This is a genomic window from Pseudomonas sp. S2_B10 (assembly GCF_054668425.1).
The window spans coordinates 5,646,115-5,661,272 of record NZ_CP162768.1 but is presented as its reverse complement, the minus strand read 5'-3'; the positions used below and the strand labels follow the sequence as shown (position 1 = coordinate 5,661,272).

Here is a 15,158-nt window from a genome sequence, read left to right as displayed (position 1 = left end):
CCCATTGGGCGGTTTGGTTTGAATTCTGTGTTTTATCGGACTATCGAGAGTCCGCGCAGGACCAGGTAATCGGCGAACTGAGTTCTGCTCGGCGCATACGGTGGAGGCCGAAGCATCGCTCCGGGATTGCTCCGGAGCAACGTCACGCGCTCTCCGTCTTTCTCCGTGCCGAAGGCAGGCTCAGGGATGCCGAACCCGTTATCCGCAGCGTAAAGTTCTACTGCCAGCCTGAGCTGACCCCATTCAATTTCGAACGGGACAAACGTTTCCGAAAGAATTTCCATTCCGACCTTGCACTGGCGCCTCGGCCAAGCCATCGCCTGCGTATCTCGCGTCTTGCGGCCCTTCCATTCCATGGAGTTCATGGTGGCCGCAGCGCGCAACAGTAGAGCCCTTTGCTCGTTCTCGGTAGCAGGGAGCGGGAAGCCGTAGTAATTTCGGTAGAAGACCAGTTTTTCCAACGGCACAAAGCTGTTGGCGTCCGGTCTCCCTGTTCCATCCTCGACGATGACAAGCATAGGTGTGCTCAGCCTGATTGAGCGCCGAGTGTAACGCCTGCCCGGCTGAACATGTCAGGCTCAAGATCCTTGAGTTGAGCAAGGGTCAGCGGCTTGAACGACCTGTCGAGCTGAAGCTTGGCGAACTTCTCCGGCGTCAGCCCGCCATCGCGGAACAGCTTGGCTCGCACTGGCCCGAGCGCATGATCCTGAAAGCTCGCCGGCTGCGTTGCCAGCCACTCGTAATAGTTCAGGCTGGCATCGACCTGTGCTCCGCCGCTTTCGCCTACCGCAGCGCGCGTGGCGTCCTTGGCGAACACCTCCGAAAGCCGGGTTGTCGGCACGGTGGTTGACCGGCAGTTGATGTGCGCCGGCGGCAGCGGTCCTTTGCCCAGGTCGAACCGCATGCCATCCAAGCCCTTGCACTGCTGCGAGGTCTTGCGGTCGAGTGTCGACACCCAGCGATAGCCCAGCACCACGTCACTGTTGGCTTTCAGCGTCTCCATTCGCGCCGTCGTGGCCACGTGCTGGATTGCCGTCTGCACTACGGATGCGGCGTTGCGATTGCTCACCGCCAAGACGCCGTCCGTGAAGTTCTGAGCTGCGGTGCCGCGAATCGCCTGAATGATCTGGGCGTTCGTCTGACCCTGGCCGAACCCGAGCCTAATGGTGTTCGTCACGCGCATCGTCTCGGCGCGCGTCCAGCCGCTGACGAAACTCTTCAGCAGCTTGCCGCCGTCGATGCCTTTCACCTGCAGCGGATAGGAAAATACTGCCGCGCGGATCACTGTATTGCTCGGCACAACCGCGTCGATGGACAGCGCATTGCTCAGGCTGTTGGCCTCAAAGGTCGACTCGTACAGAGCGATATCGACCAGATCGGCCTGCACCAGGTCGCCGTAGGCCTTGTAGATCTCCAGCAGCTTACCGTCCACACGCGCCAGAAACTGCTCAAGGCGGTCCCGGCTGTAGGTGGTCAGCTCCCTGCGTGTCAACTGCACCCGCACAAGCGTGTCGATCTGGCGCAGGTACTTCTCGAACTTCTTGACCTCGCCGGCTTTAAGCCGCTCCAGCATTACCGAGTGGCGCGTTGTCTGCTCCAGCAGTTGGCTGTCCGCCTGCGCCAGGTTTGTCGATGGCATCGTCTTTATCCAGGTTGATGCCGGCCGACTCGCGCTCATCGCTGATCAGGTCGGCTTCGTCTTCGTATGGGCGATCCGGCAGCTTGCCGGTGGTGAGGTACTGCCAGTAGGTGTCGGCGCTGATCGTGCCGGCCATCACTCCCTTGAGCAGCTCCGCAAGCACCTGGGCATCGACCACTGGCGTCACAAATTCAGGGCTCACCTTGAACTTGACCTGCTTGGGGTCGTAGCCCTTCCACTCAGCGGCGTAGCGCAGCGCCTGCTCCACTGCCTCTGCCACCGTCACGACAATGCTGTGCAACGTGGCGTGCTGGTCGTTCTGACGTGTTTTACGCGCCTCGCCCGACTCGGTACCGTCGACATCCATGACCTTGGCACCCGCTTCAAGCGCGGCGTTCTTCTGGTCGTCCATTGCCTTGCGGACGGCCTCAATCCCAGCGCCTTGAAACTCCAGATAGCCACATTTTCCGTCTCGACCGAGGTCCCATGCAGCAGATGGCCCGGTCACACTTAGCTCTACGGAGTCGTCTAGGCCAGACACCCATGGTTGCGGGTGACTGGTCTGGTGTAGCGCAGTGAAATAGTCAGCGCTCAACTGGTAGGACTTGAGCGCGGCGCGCGCCATTGTGAGCAGCGGCACCTCGTCCACTTCCGGCGAGTTGTCGGTCGAGCCGCAGTAGATCACCGGCAGGTATGACAGGCCTTTGACCAGTCGGTTGTCGGTGCCAGTAGTGCCCAGGGGTTTCTCCTCCTCGACGATCTGGCCACCTTCGTTCCGCACAGCGGTGTAACAGGTCTCGCCTTGCATGAAGAACTCACGGAATACCGTGTCGCAGTCATGGCTGTAGCGATCACCGCCCTTCTTGCGGAATTCCCGGAACACCGAAAGAACCAGGTCTTGGCGACCGCCTTGATCAGCCGTGTCCCAGTTGATCGCGTTGCGCGTGGCGTACGTTGAGAAGTACGGCTCGCCGCGATCATCGATGTTTACCACCAGCGGAACACGACCATGGGAGATAGCCTGCCGCACCATGCGGAAAAACAGTTGCTTCAGGCCGAAGCCGTCAGAAGTGGCATTGTCCTCGATCCCCTTCAGGCCGGCGGGCAGCTCAATCTCCGGAATAAGCCGGGAAACCAGCCCCATCATCGATCGCAGCGAGTCGCGCACCCAATGCTCGTACTGAGCGCGGTTTGTGTAGTTCTCGTAGAGGTACTTGTTGCCCGCACTGTCGAGCTTCTCAGCTTCGACCATGCCACTCGGCTTGGGCAGGTTGCGCTCGTTACGCTTGACGGCGCACTCACCCTCGAGGGCATCGTCCATCATTTCCCACTCGGCGATGTGCGCGTCGTAGTCGGGGTTTGTCGATTGCACTGGCATCAGGCCAAGCCTCCAATTCGGCGTGTTCCGCCTGTGCGTGTTTTGATCGGGTACCGCTTGGCAATGAAGTAGCCAGGGGCATCCACCAGGTGGTCGTAGCCGGCCTTCTTATCGGGCTCGCCCTTGTCGGTGTAAATCTGGCGCTCCAGGCACTGCGTGTATTTCGGACACTGGTCGACGTTGACCAGATATCGATGCTCACCATACGTATTGGCGAACATCGCGCACATGGCGTTGACCCGATCCTTCACAGCGGGGTTGGTCGAATCCACCACTACGGTAAATCCCGCTTTTTTGAGCAGTGACAGGTCAGATTCGCTCGCGCTCTTACTGCTGGTGTTCTGGCCGCTGGCGTCCGGGTAGATCGCAATGCTGTGGTCTGGAAAGCGGAGCTTGATCTTCTCGATCATCTCAGGCGTGTCCCGCACATCTGAAAACTCGCTGAGGGCCAGTGGCAGGTCATCGCGAATGACGTGCACGACTGCCGCCATCTTCATGACGTTGAAGTCCATGCCGATGTGCAAGGCCTCACCGCGCTTGATGGTTTCGCTGGTGCGGTTCGCCTCACGATTGAACGTGTAGTAGACAACACCTGCGTAATTCTCAAAGCTGGCCTCGTATTCCTGTCGGAAGGTGCGAGGATCCATCTTGCGACGGGCCGCATCCAGCTCTTCAGCCGGCACGTTGCCGCCATCGAGCGAGGTGTAAAGCCAGCTTTTGTGGTCAGGCTCATGCCCCGGCCGGCCGTCTTGGAACGTGTCGTAGCAGTGGTTGAATCCCTTGGGTGTGCCGATGCGTAGCGCGTGACCGCCCTTTCGCATGCCGATGCCCGGTATCGAGTACTGGCAGGTCGAAAGCATTGGCCGCAAAACCTCTTCCCATGCTTCCCATGGACAGTCCGCCCATTCATCCACCAGGACGAAGAACAGACCTGAGCCGCGCAGATTGTCGTAGTTGTCGAGCCCTACCACGCGCATCACATGCCCAGATTTGAGCGTGATCGAGCATTCCGTTTCGTTTGGCCGGTGTGCGCGCCACGCTTCAGGGATTGCCTGCTTCAGCCGTCGCCAGAACACGCGCTTGGCCTGCTTGAACGTCGGCGCGCCGTACCAGATCTCGTCCTCGACGCTCACGCCCCACTCAGCTGCCAGCCGAGCAGCTCGGCGCATCTCAGCTTTGCCCAAGAACGTCTTGCCGAACCGGCGACCACACACCGCATCGCGGAAGCGCGCCTGAGGCTGGAAGCCCCAGCAGTAAATGTTCGCCTGCTTCGGCGTCAGCTTTACCGGCGGGTCATAGGTACGGGGTAGCGGGGACATTTTCATCAGGCTCCAGGGTGTACTCAGCAACGGCGTGCTGCTGGTCCGCTTGGGAGCCCAGAGGTTTTTCAGGTTCGAGCCGACGATTCACGTAAACGTCGCCCACTTCTTTGGCTGCCTGCTCCAACAACTGGGCAGTCAGCGCCATGTTCTTCATGTTCTCGGCCTTCTCGGCCATGCGCCCCAAGGTGCGAAGTCGATACGCTCTGTTGGCGATCGGGATCTCTGCCGTCTCCTCACGAAAGCGCTTGCGGGTGTCGTTGAAAAGCGTCTGCCACTTCACGTGCAGGTTGCGTCCCACGTACTTGGTTGGGTCGTATGCCTCGCATTGCTGGCGGGTCACTTCGAGCCCGAATCTTTCTTTGACGGACGCCACCACTTGAGATGGCGTGTCAAAGCAGGCGAGAGCCTGTACGACAAAGGCTTTCACCTCGTCTCTGAGTGCGGCCATAAGTGGGCATCCGTCAAAGTACTGTCAAAGTCAGGCCGACTTGAGCAGACAGGTTCCGCAGGCCCTCGATATGTTCAATTTCCCCACCTCAGCAGGATTGTTTGCAGCGTCCACCAGCTCTTGCACTTGAGGGCTCGCCCCATACCGACGTACTACACCGACGAACTCTTCAACGTCGTGTCCGCGCATCTCAAGCTTGGGAAATCCTTCCTGGGTGAACTTGGGTGCGCCGTACTGATCGGTCGCCTGGGCGATGTGGTACAGCTCATGCTCGACCAGTGCGCAGAACTCAGCGTCAGAGCATTGGGCGCAGTAGTCAGCAGCCAGCGTGATGATGTAGGCCGGCACGTCGCCGAACCAATCCAGCATCTGCTGTTCCATCCGGGCCTTCTGCCAACCACCCGCGCGGAACGCTACCTGTTCGGCCTGGCCCACCACCGTACGCCCTTTCTTCGTGAAGGCAGCAGACGCCCACATCACTCGCACGTCCGCATCGATCAGGTGGGCATGGTCTTCGTTGTGGATGCTGCCTGTGTCGGCAAGGATCTCGGCTTGGAGCCATCCCCAAACCTCAGGTGCTGGCGTCAGGCGGATGCCGGCCCCGGATAGGTTGTAAAGTTCCATGGTCGAGTTGGGCGGCATAGGTCGCATGACTAATATCCCTCAGACAGCCAAGCTCAGTTGCTTCAGCTTGCCTCATCTGGAATGATGGCCAGTGGCCTCGCTAAAATTCTGTTCTATCTATTCAGATGGTCAGGATCTGAAGGAACATCCGACGCAATCAAGGAAAACTTATGGGCTTATCAATTTTTGGCATAGTTCTTTTCGCATTGACGCTGCAGATTTTTGGCACAGCAATTCTAGGTTTGTTTTCGTTCTACGGAATTCAAATTGATAAAAGCAAAAACTCGTTTGCCAATGGCAAGCCAGTTACGCACGTCACTATCAACAAGGCTTGGCTAAATTTAGCTCGGGCTGGACTTATTCTTCTCCTTGTAGGCATCGGTATGGGAGGCTGGGCCACGATTGCGACACTCCCCGCTGCTTGATTAAAGAGGTGTGCCGCACTCACCTGCGGCACATCTACCCTTCGTCGCCGTCCAGCAGCACATCAATCAGCTTCTGCTCACCCAGGCGCATCGCACCCAGGCATTGCAGGTCGTCGCACTTAGGCCCGAGCCCGAACACAGTCACCTGCCCTTTCGGGCCGATCAGGGTCAAGGCGCCTACAGTGCATTCCGGATGAGCGCCCGCATCAAGATCATCTGCGATCTTGCGCAGCGTCTTGGCGGCGTCACGCCATCCCTCGCGCTTGAAGTCGATCAGCTTAGCGGTCACGGGCTCACCTTCTGCAGCCACTCTTCAATGATGCGCTGCACTACCGGCTCGGTGAGGATGGCGGATGGTTGCTTGCCGTCGACCACTGACTGGATCAGCGCGCGTGGAATGACGTGAGGTCCGTCACTGGCTGCCACCATCAAGTGAGGACGGTGGTCCGCTAGATGGTGAATCTCGGCCGGCTTGAACGCCTCGCATCGCACACAGCTACCACATCCCGTGCCGAGCCGCATGTCGCCTCGGCAGGTTGGATTCGTACGCCCGTGAACCATGAGTTTCTCCTTGTGGTGTCGCGACACAATTTGCACTCTCGCGAAACGTGTCGCGACCTACTTGCTCTGACTGCGCTTGATCTGCGCGTCGACCTGATCTGCGCAGGTATCGAGCAAATTGATGGCTTGATTCTTCAGCTCCCACAGCTGGCCGTTGTCGGCGAGGTCTTCATCAGCTACCCGCTCGCAAGGCACCAGCTCAGGGGGTTCGACTCTTACCGCCGCTGTCTTTGTTACCACTGCCGGCTTTCCCGCGCAGGCCGTCAGGCAGAGGCTGAGCAGCCCAATCACGAACAGGCTTGCTGTTGCGCTTGAGGTCTTCAAAGTTCTTCTCCGCCTTTTTGGCTTTGGCCTGACTTGCCTGTAACCGCTTGCTCAGGTCTTTCTGGTAATCGGCGTTGCGCTGGGCTTCGGCGCGTAGCGTGGTGATCGTGGCCTCGCTTTCGAGGTTGGCGTCGACCGCCTTCTTCTTCTCGCTGGCTTCGAATGCCACCTCCCCGCGAAGGGCGATGACGCGCGACTGCTGAATCCCAACGAGCAGCAGCCCGACCAGGGCAATGATGATTGCAGCAGCGAAGGCCTTCATGCGGCATCCGCCTTGCGACCGAGGAATCGGGTCACTAGCTCGCGGATGGCTGTCACGCCGAGGAACCCAATAGTCCCTCCGGCAGCAACCGACAGACTGGGCGGCCAGGTCATCCACTCGATCACGCTGGACGCAACGAGGCTCAGCGATCCACAGATCAGCGATTCGAAAACGATCCGACGCTTACTGGTTTCCTTCGCGTCGTACATCACGCGAAGCAACGATACGGTGATGGCCATGATTGCGCCCTGCCAGAGCGGATTGCTCAACGCCAGCCAGATCTTGGCCCAGGTGTCTGGCTTATCAGGCATGGTAGGCATCCGAGTTGCCTCCCCCATGGGGAGATTGATAAATCCGGCGACCGCTGCACTCCCAGCTCGGAGCAATGGGTGTGGGGAGCCGAAAACAAAAAAGCCCCTGCGAATGCAGAGGCCCTGAATAGGTGCGCTCGTCTTTCCGAGCTGTCGGCCAAAGGCCTTCTCAACGTCGACACCCCTTTACATCGATCTCGCTGATCCAGTCTCGCGCCACCCTGCGAGCAGATGGTGAGCTCAGAGTGCGCGGGCTGCCGGTGTAGATTCCGTACGTCGCACTATCCGGCTATCGACGTCCAGGCCTCCCGAGGGCTGTCCTGGCTACAGGTAAGTTCGAAGCATAAAAAACCCCGCTCGTGCGGGGTTCGGAAAGTTAGGGTTTTTGACTCAATTCACTTTGCATAGACCTAAACAGCAAGTCATAGGAGGCATCGAAGTCTGGCTCAGGCGAAGCGCTGACCTTAAAATCAAATACTGGAGTGTCGGATTTCACGCGATAGCCAAAGCTATCGCTCCTGATCTGTACGCGGCGATAAATCGCATCGCCAGTCTCATGGTCCAAGCAGATGCCAATGTGAAAATCCAACCAACCGTCTACGGCTTCAATGACGCTGAAAGGTATAGGGACATACGATTCATTTTCGAAGCGAGCGAAGTGAACATAGGGCTTCAGGTCACCAGTTTCGGAACTATGCCAAACCTCGGGAACCTCTAAAAAACGTTCGAACCCTTTTCGAAAGTCTTGAGCAGCCAAGCGGAGCTCTAGCCAGTATTTTTCATCAAAAGACTTCTGACTTTTTAGGAGTTCTTGCAATTGGGTATAGCGCGACATTCTCACTTCCATTTGGTTTGTGTGGAGGCAGATTGCCATACGAAGAAGATGGAACCAATAAAAAACGGCTTTGGGCCGGGTTTCTGTAGGTCATACGCGCTAGATGGGTCTACTTCGCACTGCCATTATCGCGCCCCGTATGGGCGTTTTGATCAGAGCCAGGATTCCCGGGCGGCGGGTTCCAGTCTGCTGGTCGCTGCTCAGTGCACTGCTTTGGCTCCGACTCAGCCTTCTCGAGGCCGGAATCATGACCTTCGCCAGAGTCAGGCGCTTGCTCGCTTGGTCCTGGATATTACTCTTCACGGCCGTTGTTATCGTCGATCATGATTCTCGCCCGTCAGACGCGCAGGGGTTGCGCTTACTCATGAGAGCAGATTCGAAAACATGGAGTGCGATCTCCTCGACTAGCGGCCATTAAAAAGCCCCGCACGATGGCGAGGCTGGAGAACTTTCAAGAATCTTTAGCTGACCCCTAAACGCTTCTGGATCAATCCATACAGGTGCTCGAAAACTGATACGAAGCCTCTTTCGAGAGGAATACTCTCCCCGGAATCGGTGTCAGTGATCGCAACACCTTTCTCTTGAGGTTGAACTTGAAGGCGAAAAATAAAAAAACTTGGCGGGGCTTCGGTTGGAACCTCTGTGAGGTCGAGCCTTATAGTGAATCGCACATCTCGACCAGTTCGTAAGAGTTTGGACAGATCGGCGTCGATGCTGTGGTCTTCACTCTCTGGGCCAAAAATGACTTTCGGCCTGGTATTACTCATAGCGTTGGAGTCTTCGGACGCCGCTAGGTAGTTAGCAAAACCAGAACCAATCAATCGTACGGTATCGATCAACATATCCCATTCGCGGACATCCGCCGAAAGGGCCTCCTGATACTGCTCCTCAAGCCTGTTCAAACGAAACATTATCGTGCTCCATACATTTTGGCTGCTGAATAGAGCACAACAGAAAGCTTGAAGCAATGGCTTGGCTTGATCGTAAATACCTGCATCACTCTGCCTTTCTCAGCAATGCGTTTACCGTACCAATGCACAAGGCAACAGGGGCATCGAGGGATGGGAAGGCAAACATATTCCCAGATCCACTCTCCGTTACTCGATACAGGTCCTCATGCGCGATACGGTCCGCAAGGTCCTTAGCTACACAGTAGGCGACCACCTTTTCGCCGCATTCGACTCGCCACAGATTTTTATGCCCGAGCAGCGGGCCAACGTCGTCTTTAATCGCTGCACTGGAGATTAGGCTCAGCGTGTAAGTGGTGCTCATCTCTACTTCCTTTTGAGTGAAAGCGAGGATCATACAGTCAACAAACAAAAACCCGACGCAGCGGCCGGGTTTACTCTGTGGTGTCGCGCTGAAAAAGCTGAACACCGTGTCATGAAAACAGGTCGTTATCCGCGTGGAAAGACTTTTTTACGCTGCCTCGCGAATCGCCTCTACAGCGCAATCGATCCAAGCGACTCCAGCCTTAATGACCTCCCGCGCCTTTGCCTCACCGATGCCATTTTCCCTGCCAATTCTCAAAGCTGGCCATTTCGCGCCAAAGTACAACCAGATGAAATTCCCCATCTGTTGATCACGAATTGTCAGGCGGGCGACAGCCCCGTCCAACACCAGGGCCAGATCATCGGTTAATGAGTAGTTCTTAACCCCTCCCTCGCATGGTGTGTTGTCACGTATCAGTGCGTAAAGCGGGGATATGTAACTTGGCACACCCATTCCATCCATTCGCCAAAAACCCCATTGCTCCAACAGCCACTCGGTATCTCCCAACGGTTTGCCGACGTACGTTCGCTTTTTCATGCGGCCTTCCTCGGGTCAGGATCAATTAGTCCAAATAGATCACGCAGTAACCGATCAGCAGGTTTGTTCTTGGCGTTACCTTCGATCAACCAGCGTTGGCCGAAGTCGTGGAAACTGATCTGAGCTCGGCTACCGTGCCAGCTGGCGACCATGTCGAGCAAATACGCCATCGCGATCGGACCTCCAATCTTGGCCTTGGCCAACTCTTCGCCTGCGATCTTCAAAAACTGGCGCTCCAAATCACTCATACTCTTGCGCGGAAGCATTGCAGAAACTCGATCATTCATTGAGTGTTTCCCCTGTACTTACTAGCGAAGGGGCGATTCATCTCGATCTCTTCGTCAGATGGCTCTCGGTGACCGGCGAAGGTGACGAAGCGGGCGTACTGGCCTTGCTGCTGAACGAGACAGGAGCCGACCGGCGCGTGTCTGCACTTGGGCATGATCAGTTCAGTAACGCCGTTCTGCCCCTCTTCGGATTCGTTGTCGCGGTGAACGAGGATAATGCAGTGGGCATCCGCCTCAATCTGGCCGGAGTCGCGTAGGTCGGAGGCGATTGGCTTCTTACCCGGGCGGTTCGTCGAATTGCGGTTCAGTTGCGCCAGCAGGATCACAGGCACCTCCAGCTCCTTGGCAATGTTCACGATGCCGGTCGAGATTTTTCCCAGCTCCGAAGTGCGGTTGAACGCCTTGCCATCGGAGCCGATCAGTCCGATGTAATCGATCACCACCACGTCGAGTCCATGAGCGCGCTGCACCTGGCGGGCGATGCTGCGGATGCGCGCCACGGTCAGCCCGGATTTGTCGGAAACGAACAGCGGAACATCAAGGATCTTGCTCACCGCCGAGGTCATCCGCGGCCAGTCCTCATCCTGCAGTTGACCATCATCAAGTTTTCGCAGGTCAATGCCGCCAATTGAAGCCAGCGCTCGATTGCCCAGCTCCTCCTCCGGCATTTCCAAAGAGAACACCATGCCGACGCCTGCACCGCTGCACGCGATGTGTTGGGCGATCTGCAGGCCGAGTGTGGTTTTACCGCTCCCCGGCAGCCCGGCCACGATGGTGACGGTCTTTTTCCGCAAGCCACGGATGAGCTTGTCCAGATCCCCCAGCCCGGTCGACAAACCTGACAGCACCGTTTTGTTGAACTTTGCGTCGATGGTTTCAACGTTGCGCGCTACCACCTCATCCATCCGTTTGTAGTCCGGCTCACCGGTTTGCAGGTCGCGCAGATCCGCCATTGCCTGCTGGGCGTTGGCGATGATCTCGGCGACCGGTCGGTTCTCGGTTGCTAGTTCGCGCACCGCGTCAGCAGCGTCCACAAGGCGGCGCAGTACGGCCCGCTCTGTTACAACCTTGGCGTAAGCCTTCCAGTTGGCAGTGCTGGGCGTGTTGCGCGCGAGCTCGCCCGCATAGGCCATGGTGCGGGTACCGCTTGGCAAGTACTCGGCGAAGTCATGCAACGTTACAGGGTCAACGGGACAGCCAGCCGCGTGACAGCCGATCATCGTCTGGAACAGCGCAGCATTCTCTGGGTCATGGAAGTCCGACACCTGCACTTGGGCCGTAATGGAGTCGAATAAATCGGAGTCCAACAACATGGCGCCCAACAGAGCGTGCTCCGCCTCATCGCTAAACAGTTCTCGTGTCATACAGCACCTCGCGCGGATGCCCAGTTGAACCCAATAGCCTTCCCGCCGGCCTGGCGCAGGCGGTCGAGCGCTCGGTCTCCGATATAACGAGCCAGATCCGCAGCAGCCAAGTTGGAAACCACGACAGTCGGCAAGACAAGCTGGTAACGGTGATCGATCACCTCATGTAGAACACCTAGTTCATATGCGCTGCCGCTTTGAGCACCAATTTCATCAATCACCAGCAAGTCGAAACTCGCCAGTTCGTCGAGGACATCTTTGTCCGAATACTCGGCGCTGCGATCCATCGCCCTCTTGAAGACACGGATGATTTCAGCTGCGGTGACGATTACCGCTTGAGCCCCGTGCTCACGGATGACTGCCTGGACCATCGCGCAAGCCAGATGGGTTTTGCCGTTACCGACATTGCCGGAAAGGACAAGTGAACGGCCGGCGGCATAGTTATCGGTAAATTGGGCAACATAGGTTTTACAGGCGCCTAGAGCTTTGGCCATACCAGCCCCTCCTTCAGCGGTCCTGTAGGTGTCGAATGTGCACCCGCTAAAACGCGGGGAAATACCAGAGCCTACGAGCAGCCTGTTCAGGTCTTCCGCTTTCTTCCTACCCCTCGCCAGGACGTGAGCCTCCGTCGACTTCGGAGCTGTGTGCAAAGCTTCCCAGTGGCAATTCTTGCAACCACGAGTCAATACAGAGCCGTCGAACTGCTCAATCTCGGAACTGCTCACCGAGCCATGCATCGGGCATTCGAGATCAAAGAAGCGGACACGAGGCTGTCTGCAAAAATTAGAAATTCGCGCCACTCTTCACCTCCGGATACATTTCATGCGAATGGTTCGGCAGACCGTGATAAGCCGAGCTTGCGCTAGCAGCGGCTGGCTTAAGTATGTCGTGCCACCGTTCACCGTTCAGCCAAGTGGACGCCATCGGCACGAACTGCCCCTCATCCTTCGTCCAATCGCGAGATAGGCAGTGTTTGCCCAGCGCAGCCATCATCGTTTGGCGAAGCTCTAAATTCGGGTTCAGTTTTAGCCATGCCCTACGTGCGTCCTTCTTACCCCTCGTGTTCGGGTAAAGCTTCCAGAACTCTTCAAACCCATTCAGCGGATCACCCGAATTGCACGAAGAAATCTCTGCAGTAGTCTTTGTTGTAATCTCTGTAAGAAGATCAGGGCATCCTGCCCCAACCGATTGGGGCAAATTGCCCTCTTCTGATTGGTGCAAAATGCCCTGTTCGATCAGGGCAGCCGATTGATAGTTGATCGTGTAATGGTTTGTCTGGTCATGCTTGGCCTTGGCCAGTTTTTCAACCATAACCAAGCCCTGCTTTTGGAGCGAAGTGAGCGCCCGCTTGACGGTATCGTTCGACCAGAAGGGGAACTGCTTTTGCCACTGTTCGACCGTGTTGTAGACCCAGCGACGCCCCTCATGCTCTACACCTGACTCAGTCTCATTCAGCCAGTATTTAAGCTGCTGCAGCACTATCGCTTCGTTCAGCCCAATCCGTTCTGCAAGCTGCGGATTGATGACCAGGGGGCGGAAGTTGAAAAGAAGACTCATACGTCAGAGCTCCATCTCGTCAGTGACGCGTTTGATGAAAGCGTCGTATGACTCGGCCATTACGAACCCCTGATCTTCCAGAGCCTGCCGATATGCCTTGGCGCTTCCGTAAAGCACCCAGCGCTCACGCTCAGGGAGATTTCGGAAGCCGGCATAGGTAGGCCAAGGCCCGGCGATTTTGCAGGCTGTAGAGAGCTCGGGATGATGCTCTCGCAGAACACTCATCAGTTGTCCTCCCGATCTACAGGAACGAAATCAGCTTCACCATTGCGCATAGCACGCAAGCCCAGCACTGCCGCCGCCGCAACGCGTTCAGCAAAACCAATTTCAAGGTTCGTGTAGCGACCGCCCATACCGACGATGGCGAACTGAATTGCATGAAAAGCTTCGGTTTCGTCAAAAGCCGCCAATGCGCTGACTTCTTCATCGAAGAAAGTCATACCCTTTTCCCAGTCGGCAGCGACGCCAGGGTTGTTCCGGGGCCAATTGACCATGCGCCCCTGAACGTCACGAGCTGTAAAACTCAGGTCGTCGCGCGTACGAATCAGCGGATAGTTGATCAACATCAGCCGACGAGCTTGTTCACCACCAATTGCGTGTGCCATGATTAATACCTCTACGAGATGTGTTGTCCTGGTTGCACAGGACGATTGATAAGCCCGGTTCCCGCCGGGTTTGTTACTTTCTGGACCGGGCGAATTTCATCATCCACCCGTTTGAAATAATGCAAGCCCTGTCCTGGCTGGCGTGTTCAAGCCGCCTTCACCGATTCTTCAAGCATCAGCAAGCTCTGCCGCACATGGCCGATTTCTTTCTGGATGCCTGCCTTCTCGATCTGAGTTACACGCCCATCAGCCATCGCATCATGGACAGCCCGGGAAACGTCCCCGGACTCAGCTGCCAGGTGCACCAAGGCTTGAACCAGACTTTTTCCTTCAGGCTTAACCAGCGGCACCAACTCGTACCCCAGAGCACTCGCCAGTAACTGCAACGGCTCAGGGTTCTTGCTGTGCACCAGAATCTGTAGGAACTGCTCCAGGTTCAGCCGATGCGAGTCGTCATTCGGGTTGCTGCGGTTGAGTAGCGCGGTGTGGCTCATGCCCATCAGGTGAGCCAATTGTTTTGGCCCCGCATCAAGCACTGCCTCATGAATTGCGCGATGTACTTGTTCCATTCGGGAAACCTCTTGGCAGTTGTCGTGGCAGCACATCCTGTCGATGAGCGAAACTTTGCTCATCGGATCAGGCGGCAGATTGCTCGGAGCTGGTAGGTGAATTGCGCAGATAAGCCCAGTCGATATCAGGACGCAGTTCTTCACACGTCACCGCCCTCCCCGACTCACGATCAAGATTGATGGCGAGCCCGGGACCAGCCAGGCGATACCCGTAGGCAATCTGTTTAAGGTTGCCGACGCTGGTGCCGCTTCGCTCTGCTAGAGCATCCAATTGGGCCGGCTCCAAAGAGCGGATGAGGTCTAGTAGCGTCATGGTGATCTCCGAAAGAAGTCCAGATTACACAATGCTAAATCGCATAGCAATAGCGCTTAGTAATTTACCAACTGCTAAATCGAGACCACTATTCGCCCATGGATATGAAAACTCTTCGGGTCGACGCGCTGCGGCGCGTAATCGGCCAACTCAGCCAGAAAGAATTCGCCGACCAGCACGATCTGGATGCTTCCTATTTGTCGCAGATCCTCAATGGGCATCGAGGCTTGGGCGAAAAAGCGGCGCTTAATCTTGAGCAGAAGATCGGCTTGGCACCTGGCGTACTGGTTAACCCGGGCCACTACGGTTCTAACGTTATCGAGGGCGAGTTCACTCGTCATGAGGTCGTTCGTGAACAGTCCCCTGCTTACCAAGCGATGCTAGGAACAGCCTCCCCCAGGGCGATTGCCATCATCGATAAGCTGGCCAGAGCCGCAGCTAAGGGCAAGCTTAAGGAGTCGGATCTGGTGCTGCTGGAAGGCATCGCCGGCCTCCTCGAGAAAGCCAACTCCGAAAAGCCATAAA

General features: G+C 56.8%; 25 protein-coding genes. 2 read left to right on the top strand and 23 right to left on the bottom strand.

The window, feature by feature from the left end; genetic code table 11:
- Nucleotides 1-32: 32 nt before the first annotated feature.
- Genes AB4O45_RS25335 through AB4O45_RS25310 form a run of 6 tightly spaced genes read right to left on the bottom strand, consistent with a single transcriptional unit; the run spans nucleotide 33 to nucleotide 5,438 of the window.
- Nucleotides 33-518: a DnaT-like ssDNA-binding protein gene (locus AB4O45_RS25335; protein WP_442101757.1), complete on the bottom strand. Its 486-nt coding sequence runs from the start codon at nucleotides 516-518 to the stop codon at nucleotides 33-35.
- Nucleotides 519-526: 8 nt separating this feature from the next.
- Entirely contained in the window at nucleotides 527-1,639 is a 1,113-nt protein-coding gene (locus AB4O45_RS25330; protein WP_460160754.1) for a minor capsid protein, read from the bottom strand.
- Nucleotides 1,557-3,017, bottom strand: a complete 1,461-nt coding sequence (locus AB4O45_RS25325; protein WP_460160753.1) for a DUF4055 domain-containing protein — start codon at nucleotides 3,015-3,017, stop codon at nucleotides 1,557-1,559. Before AB4O45_RS25325 ends, AB4O45_RS25330 begins: the two co-directional genes overlap by 83 nt.
- On the bottom strand, nucleotides 3,017-4,342 hold the full coding sequence (locus AB4O45_RS25320) for a phage terminase large subunit family protein (RefSeq protein ID WP_258606331.1): 1,326 nt from the start codon (nucleotides 4,340-4,342) through the stop codon (nucleotides 3,017-3,019). The genes AB4O45_RS25325 and AB4O45_RS25320 overlap by 1 nt, the downstream gene beginning before the upstream one ends.
- Nucleotides 4,311-4,787 (bottom strand): DUF2280 domain-containing protein, encoded by a 477-nt coding sequence (locus tag AB4O45_RS25315; RefSeq protein ID WP_056785392.1) that lies wholly within the window; start codon nucleotides 4,785-4,787, stop codon nucleotides 4,311-4,313. Before AB4O45_RS25315 ends, AB4O45_RS25320 begins: the two co-directional genes overlap by 32 nt.
- 30 nt (nucleotides 4,788-4,817) lie before the next feature.
- Nucleotides 4,818-5,438, bottom strand: a complete 621-nt coding sequence (locus tag AB4O45_RS25310) for a putative metallopeptidase (RefSeq protein ID WP_460160752.1) — start codon at nucleotides 5,436-5,438, stop codon at nucleotides 4,818-4,820.
- A 143-nt stretch (nucleotides 5,439-5,581) separates the two neighbouring features.
- On the opposite strand from AB4O45_RS25310, the gene AB4O45_RS25305 reads away from it, so the two are divergent.
- Nucleotides 5,582-5,836 carry a hypothetical protein gene (locus AB4O45_RS25305; RefSeq protein ID WP_460160751.1) on the top strand — a complete coding sequence of 85 codons (255 nt, stop codon included), beginning with the start codon at nucleotides 5,582-5,584 and terminating at the stop codon, nucleotides 5,834-5,836.
- A gap of 34 nt (nucleotides 5,837-5,870) precedes the next feature.
- Here AB4O45_RS25305 and AB4O45_RS25300 read toward each other — a convergent pair whose 3' ends face one another.
- The 17 genes from AB4O45_RS25300 to AB4O45_RS25220 form a co-directional block, all read right to left on the bottom strand.
- Complete coding sequence (locus AB4O45_RS25300) at nucleotides 5,871-6,125, bottom strand: hypothetical protein (RefSeq protein WP_460160750.1); 255 nt, start codon at nucleotides 6,123-6,125, stop codon at nucleotides 5,871-5,873.
- Complete coding sequence (locus AB4O45_RS25295) at nucleotides 6,122-6,397, bottom strand: hypothetical protein (protein WP_460160749.1); 276 nt, start codon at nucleotides 6,395-6,397, stop codon at nucleotides 6,122-6,124. The genes AB4O45_RS25300 and AB4O45_RS25295 overlap by 4 nt, the downstream gene beginning before the upstream one ends.
- 57 nt (nucleotides 6,398-6,454) lie before the next feature.
- The gene (locus AB4O45_RS25290) at nucleotides 6,455-6,637 is read right to left on the bottom strand and encodes a hypothetical protein (RefSeq protein WP_047297581.1); all 183 of its coding nucleotides are present in this window, start codon (nucleotides 6,635-6,637) and stop codon (nucleotides 6,455-6,457) included.
- The gene (locus tag AB4O45_RS25285; protein WP_460160748.1) at nucleotides 6,597-6,983 is read right to left on the bottom strand and encodes a hypothetical protein; all 387 of its coding nucleotides are present in this window, start codon (nucleotides 6,981-6,983) and stop codon (nucleotides 6,597-6,599) included. Before AB4O45_RS25285 ends, AB4O45_RS25290 begins: the two co-directional genes overlap by 41 nt.
- Complete coding sequence (locus tag AB4O45_RS25280; protein ID WP_460160747.1) at nucleotides 6,980-7,303, bottom strand: phage holin, lambda family; 324 nt, start codon at nucleotides 7,301-7,303, stop codon at nucleotides 6,980-6,982. Before AB4O45_RS25280 ends, AB4O45_RS25285 begins: the two co-directional genes overlap by 4 nt.
- A gap of 367 nt (nucleotides 7,304-7,670) precedes the next feature.
- Entirely contained in the window at nucleotides 7,671-8,129 is a 459-nt protein-coding gene (locus AB4O45_RS25275) for a hypothetical protein (RefSeq protein ID WP_460160746.1), read from the bottom strand.
- A 461-nt stretch (nucleotides 8,130-8,590) separates the two neighbouring features.
- Nucleotides 8,591-9,040, bottom strand: a complete 450-nt coding sequence (locus AB4O45_RS25270; RefSeq protein ID WP_460160745.1) for a hypothetical protein — start codon at nucleotides 9,038-9,040, stop codon at nucleotides 8,591-8,593.
- 85 nt (nucleotides 9,041-9,125) lie between these two features.
- Nucleotides 9,126-9,401 (bottom strand): hypothetical protein, encoded by a 276-nt coding sequence (locus tag AB4O45_RS25265; protein ID WP_460160744.1) that lies wholly within the window; start codon nucleotides 9,399-9,401, stop codon nucleotides 9,126-9,128.
- A gap of 147 nt (nucleotides 9,402-9,548) precedes the next feature.
- Complete coding sequence (locus AB4O45_RS25260) at nucleotides 9,549-9,938, bottom strand: antiterminator Q family protein (protein ID WP_460160743.1); 390 nt, start codon at nucleotides 9,936-9,938, stop codon at nucleotides 9,549-9,551.
- On the bottom strand, nucleotides 9,935-10,225 hold the full coding sequence (locus tag AB4O45_RS25255; protein WP_460160742.1) for a hypothetical protein: 291 nt from the start codon (nucleotides 10,223-10,225) through the stop codon (nucleotides 9,935-9,937). Before AB4O45_RS25255 ends, AB4O45_RS25260 begins: the two co-directional genes overlap by 4 nt.
- The gene (locus tag AB4O45_RS25250; protein WP_460160741.1) at nucleotides 10,222-11,589 is read right to left on the bottom strand and encodes a replicative DNA helicase; all 1,368 of its coding nucleotides are present in this window, start codon (nucleotides 11,587-11,589) and stop codon (nucleotides 10,222-10,224) included. The genes AB4O45_RS25255 and AB4O45_RS25250 overlap by 4 nt, the downstream gene beginning before the upstream one ends.
- On the bottom strand, nucleotides 11,586-12,083 hold the full coding sequence (locus tag AB4O45_RS25245) for an ATP-binding protein (protein ID WP_240998073.1): 498 nt from the start codon (nucleotides 12,081-12,083) through the stop codon (nucleotides 11,586-11,588). The genes AB4O45_RS25250 and AB4O45_RS25245 overlap by 4 nt, the downstream gene beginning before the upstream one ends.
- A 289-nt stretch (nucleotides 12,084-12,372) precedes the next feature.
- The gene (locus tag AB4O45_RS25240; protein ID WP_460160740.1) at nucleotides 12,373-13,146 is read right to left on the bottom strand and encodes a helix-turn-helix domain-containing protein; all 774 of its coding nucleotides are present in this window, start codon (nucleotides 13,144-13,146) and stop codon (nucleotides 12,373-12,375) included.
- 3 nt (nucleotides 13,147-13,149) lie between these two features.
- Nucleotides 13,150-13,371 carry a hypothetical protein gene (locus AB4O45_RS25235; RefSeq protein WP_460160739.1) on the bottom strand — a complete coding sequence of 74 codons (222 nt, stop codon included), beginning with the start codon at nucleotides 13,369-13,371 and terminating at the stop codon, nucleotides 13,150-13,152.
- The gene (locus AB4O45_RS25230; RefSeq protein ID WP_460160738.1) at nucleotides 13,371-13,751 is read right to left on the bottom strand and encodes a hypothetical protein; all 381 of its coding nucleotides are present in this window, start codon (nucleotides 13,749-13,751) and stop codon (nucleotides 13,371-13,373) included. Before AB4O45_RS25230 ends, AB4O45_RS25235 begins: the two co-directional genes overlap by 1 nt.
- 146 nt (nucleotides 13,752-13,897) lie before the next feature.
- A complete protein-coding gene (locus AB4O45_RS25225; RefSeq protein ID WP_460160737.1) occupies nucleotides 13,898-14,383 on the bottom strand; it encodes a phage regulatory CII family protein in 486 nt (161 codons plus the stop codon).
- Nucleotides 14,384-14,387: 4 nt separating this feature from the next.
- Nucleotides 14,388-14,633 carry a YdaS family helix-turn-helix protein gene (locus AB4O45_RS25220; RefSeq protein ID WP_460160736.1) on the bottom strand — a complete coding sequence of 82 codons (246 nt, stop codon included), beginning with the start codon at nucleotides 14,631-14,633 and terminating at the stop codon, nucleotides 14,388-14,390.
- Between the two features lie 98 nt (nucleotides 14,634-14,731).
- On the opposite strand from AB4O45_RS25220, the gene AB4O45_RS25215 reads away from it, so the two are divergent.
- A complete protein-coding gene (locus AB4O45_RS25215) occupies nucleotides 14,732-15,157 on the top strand; it encodes a hypothetical protein (RefSeq protein WP_460160735.1) in 426 nt (141 codons plus the stop codon).
- The last annotated feature ends 1 nt before the right edge of the window (nucleotide 15,158 follow it).

Excerpts from the sequence above, each read along its gene's own strand:
- AB4O45_RS25255 (WP_460160742.1), bottom strand. The coding sequence starts at position 10,225 with ATGAATGATCGAGTTTCTGCAATGCTTCCGCGCAAGAGTATGAGTGAT.
- AB4O45_RS25230 (WP_460160738.1), bottom strand. The coding sequence starts at position 13,751 with ATGGCACACGCAATTGGTGGTGAACAAGCTCGTCGGCTGATGTTGATC.
- AB4O45_RS25315 (WP_056785392.1), bottom strand. The coding sequence starts at position 4,787 with ATGGCCGCACTCAGAGACGAGGTGAAAGCCTTTGTCGTACAGGCTCTC.
- AB4O45_RS25330 (WP_460160754.1), bottom strand. The coding sequence starts at position 1,639 with ATGCCATCGACAAACCTGGCGCAGGCGGACAGCCAACTGCTGGAGCAG.
- AB4O45_RS25245 (WP_240998073.1), bottom strand. The coding sequence starts at position 12,083 with ATGGCCAAAGCTCTAGGCGCCTGTAAAACCTATGTTGCCCAATTTACC.
- AB4O45_RS25275 (WP_460160746.1), bottom strand. The coding sequence starts at position 8,129 with ATGTCGCGCTATACCCAATTGCAAGAACTCCTAAAAAGTCAGAAGTCT.
- AB4O45_RS25260 (WP_460160743.1), bottom strand. The coding sequence starts at position 9,938 with ATGAAAAAGCGAACGTACGTCGGCAAACCGTTGGGAGATACCGAGTGG.
- AB4O45_RS25280 (WP_460160747.1), bottom strand. The coding sequence starts at position 7,303 with ATGCCTACCATGCCTGATAAGCCAGACACCTGGGCCAAGATCTGGCTG.
- AB4O45_RS25250 (WP_460160741.1), bottom strand. The coding sequence starts at position 11,589 with ATGACACGAGAACTGTTTAGCGATGAGGCGGAGCACGCTCTGTTGGGC.
- AB4O45_RS25220 (WP_460160736.1), bottom strand. The coding sequence starts at position 14,633 with ATGACGCTACTAGACCTCATCCGCTCTTTGGAGCCGGCCCAATTGGAT.
- AB4O45_RS25265 (WP_460160744.1), bottom strand. The coding sequence starts at position 9,401 with ATGAGCACCACTTACACGCTGAGCCTAATCTCCAGTGCAGCGATTAAA.
- AB4O45_RS25310 (WP_460160752.1), bottom strand. The coding sequence starts at position 5,438 with ATGCGACCTATGCCGCCCAACTCGACCATGGAACTTTACAACCTATCC.
- AB4O45_RS25215 (WP_460160735.1), top strand. The coding sequence starts at position 14,732 with ATGGATATGAAAACTCTTCGGGTCGACGCGCTGCGGCGCGTAATCGGC.
- AB4O45_RS25295 (WP_460160749.1), bottom strand. The coding sequence starts at position 6,397 with ATGGTTCACGGGCGTACGAATCCAACCTGCCGAGGCGACATGCGGCTC.
- AB4O45_RS25305 (WP_460160751.1), top strand. The coding sequence starts at position 5,582 with ATGGGCTTATCAATTTTTGGCATAGTTCTTTTCGCATTGACGCTGCAG.
- AB4O45_RS25285 (WP_460160748.1), bottom strand. The coding sequence starts at position 6,983 with ATGAAGGCCTTCGCTGCTGCAATCATCATTGCCCTGGTCGGGCTGCTG.
- AB4O45_RS25235 (WP_460160739.1), bottom strand. The coding sequence starts at position 13,371 with ATGAGTGTTCTGCGAGAGCATCATCCCGAGCTCTCTACAGCCTGCAAA.
- AB4O45_RS25320 (WP_258606331.1), bottom strand. The coding sequence starts at position 4,342 with ATGAAAATGTCCCCGCTACCCCGTACCTATGACCCGCCGGTAAAGCTG.
- AB4O45_RS25240 (WP_460160740.1), bottom strand. The coding sequence starts at position 13,146 with ATGAGTCTTCTTTTCAACTTCCGCCCCCTGGTCATCAATCCGCAGCTT.
- AB4O45_RS25335 (WP_442101757.1), bottom strand. The coding sequence starts at position 518 with ATGCTTGTCATCGTCGAGGATGGAACAGGGAGACCGGACGCCAACAGC.
- AB4O45_RS25225 (WP_460160737.1), bottom strand. The coding sequence starts at position 14,383 with ATGAGCAAAGTTTCGCTCATCGACAGGATGTGCTGCCACGACAACTGC.
- AB4O45_RS25270 (WP_460160745.1), bottom strand. The coding sequence starts at position 9,040 with ATGTTTCGTTTGAACAGGCTTGAGGAGCAGTATCAGGAGGCCCTTTCG.
- AB4O45_RS25325 (WP_460160753.1), bottom strand. The coding sequence starts at position 3,017 with ATGCCAGTGCAATCGACAAACCCCGACTACGACGCGCACATCGCCGAG.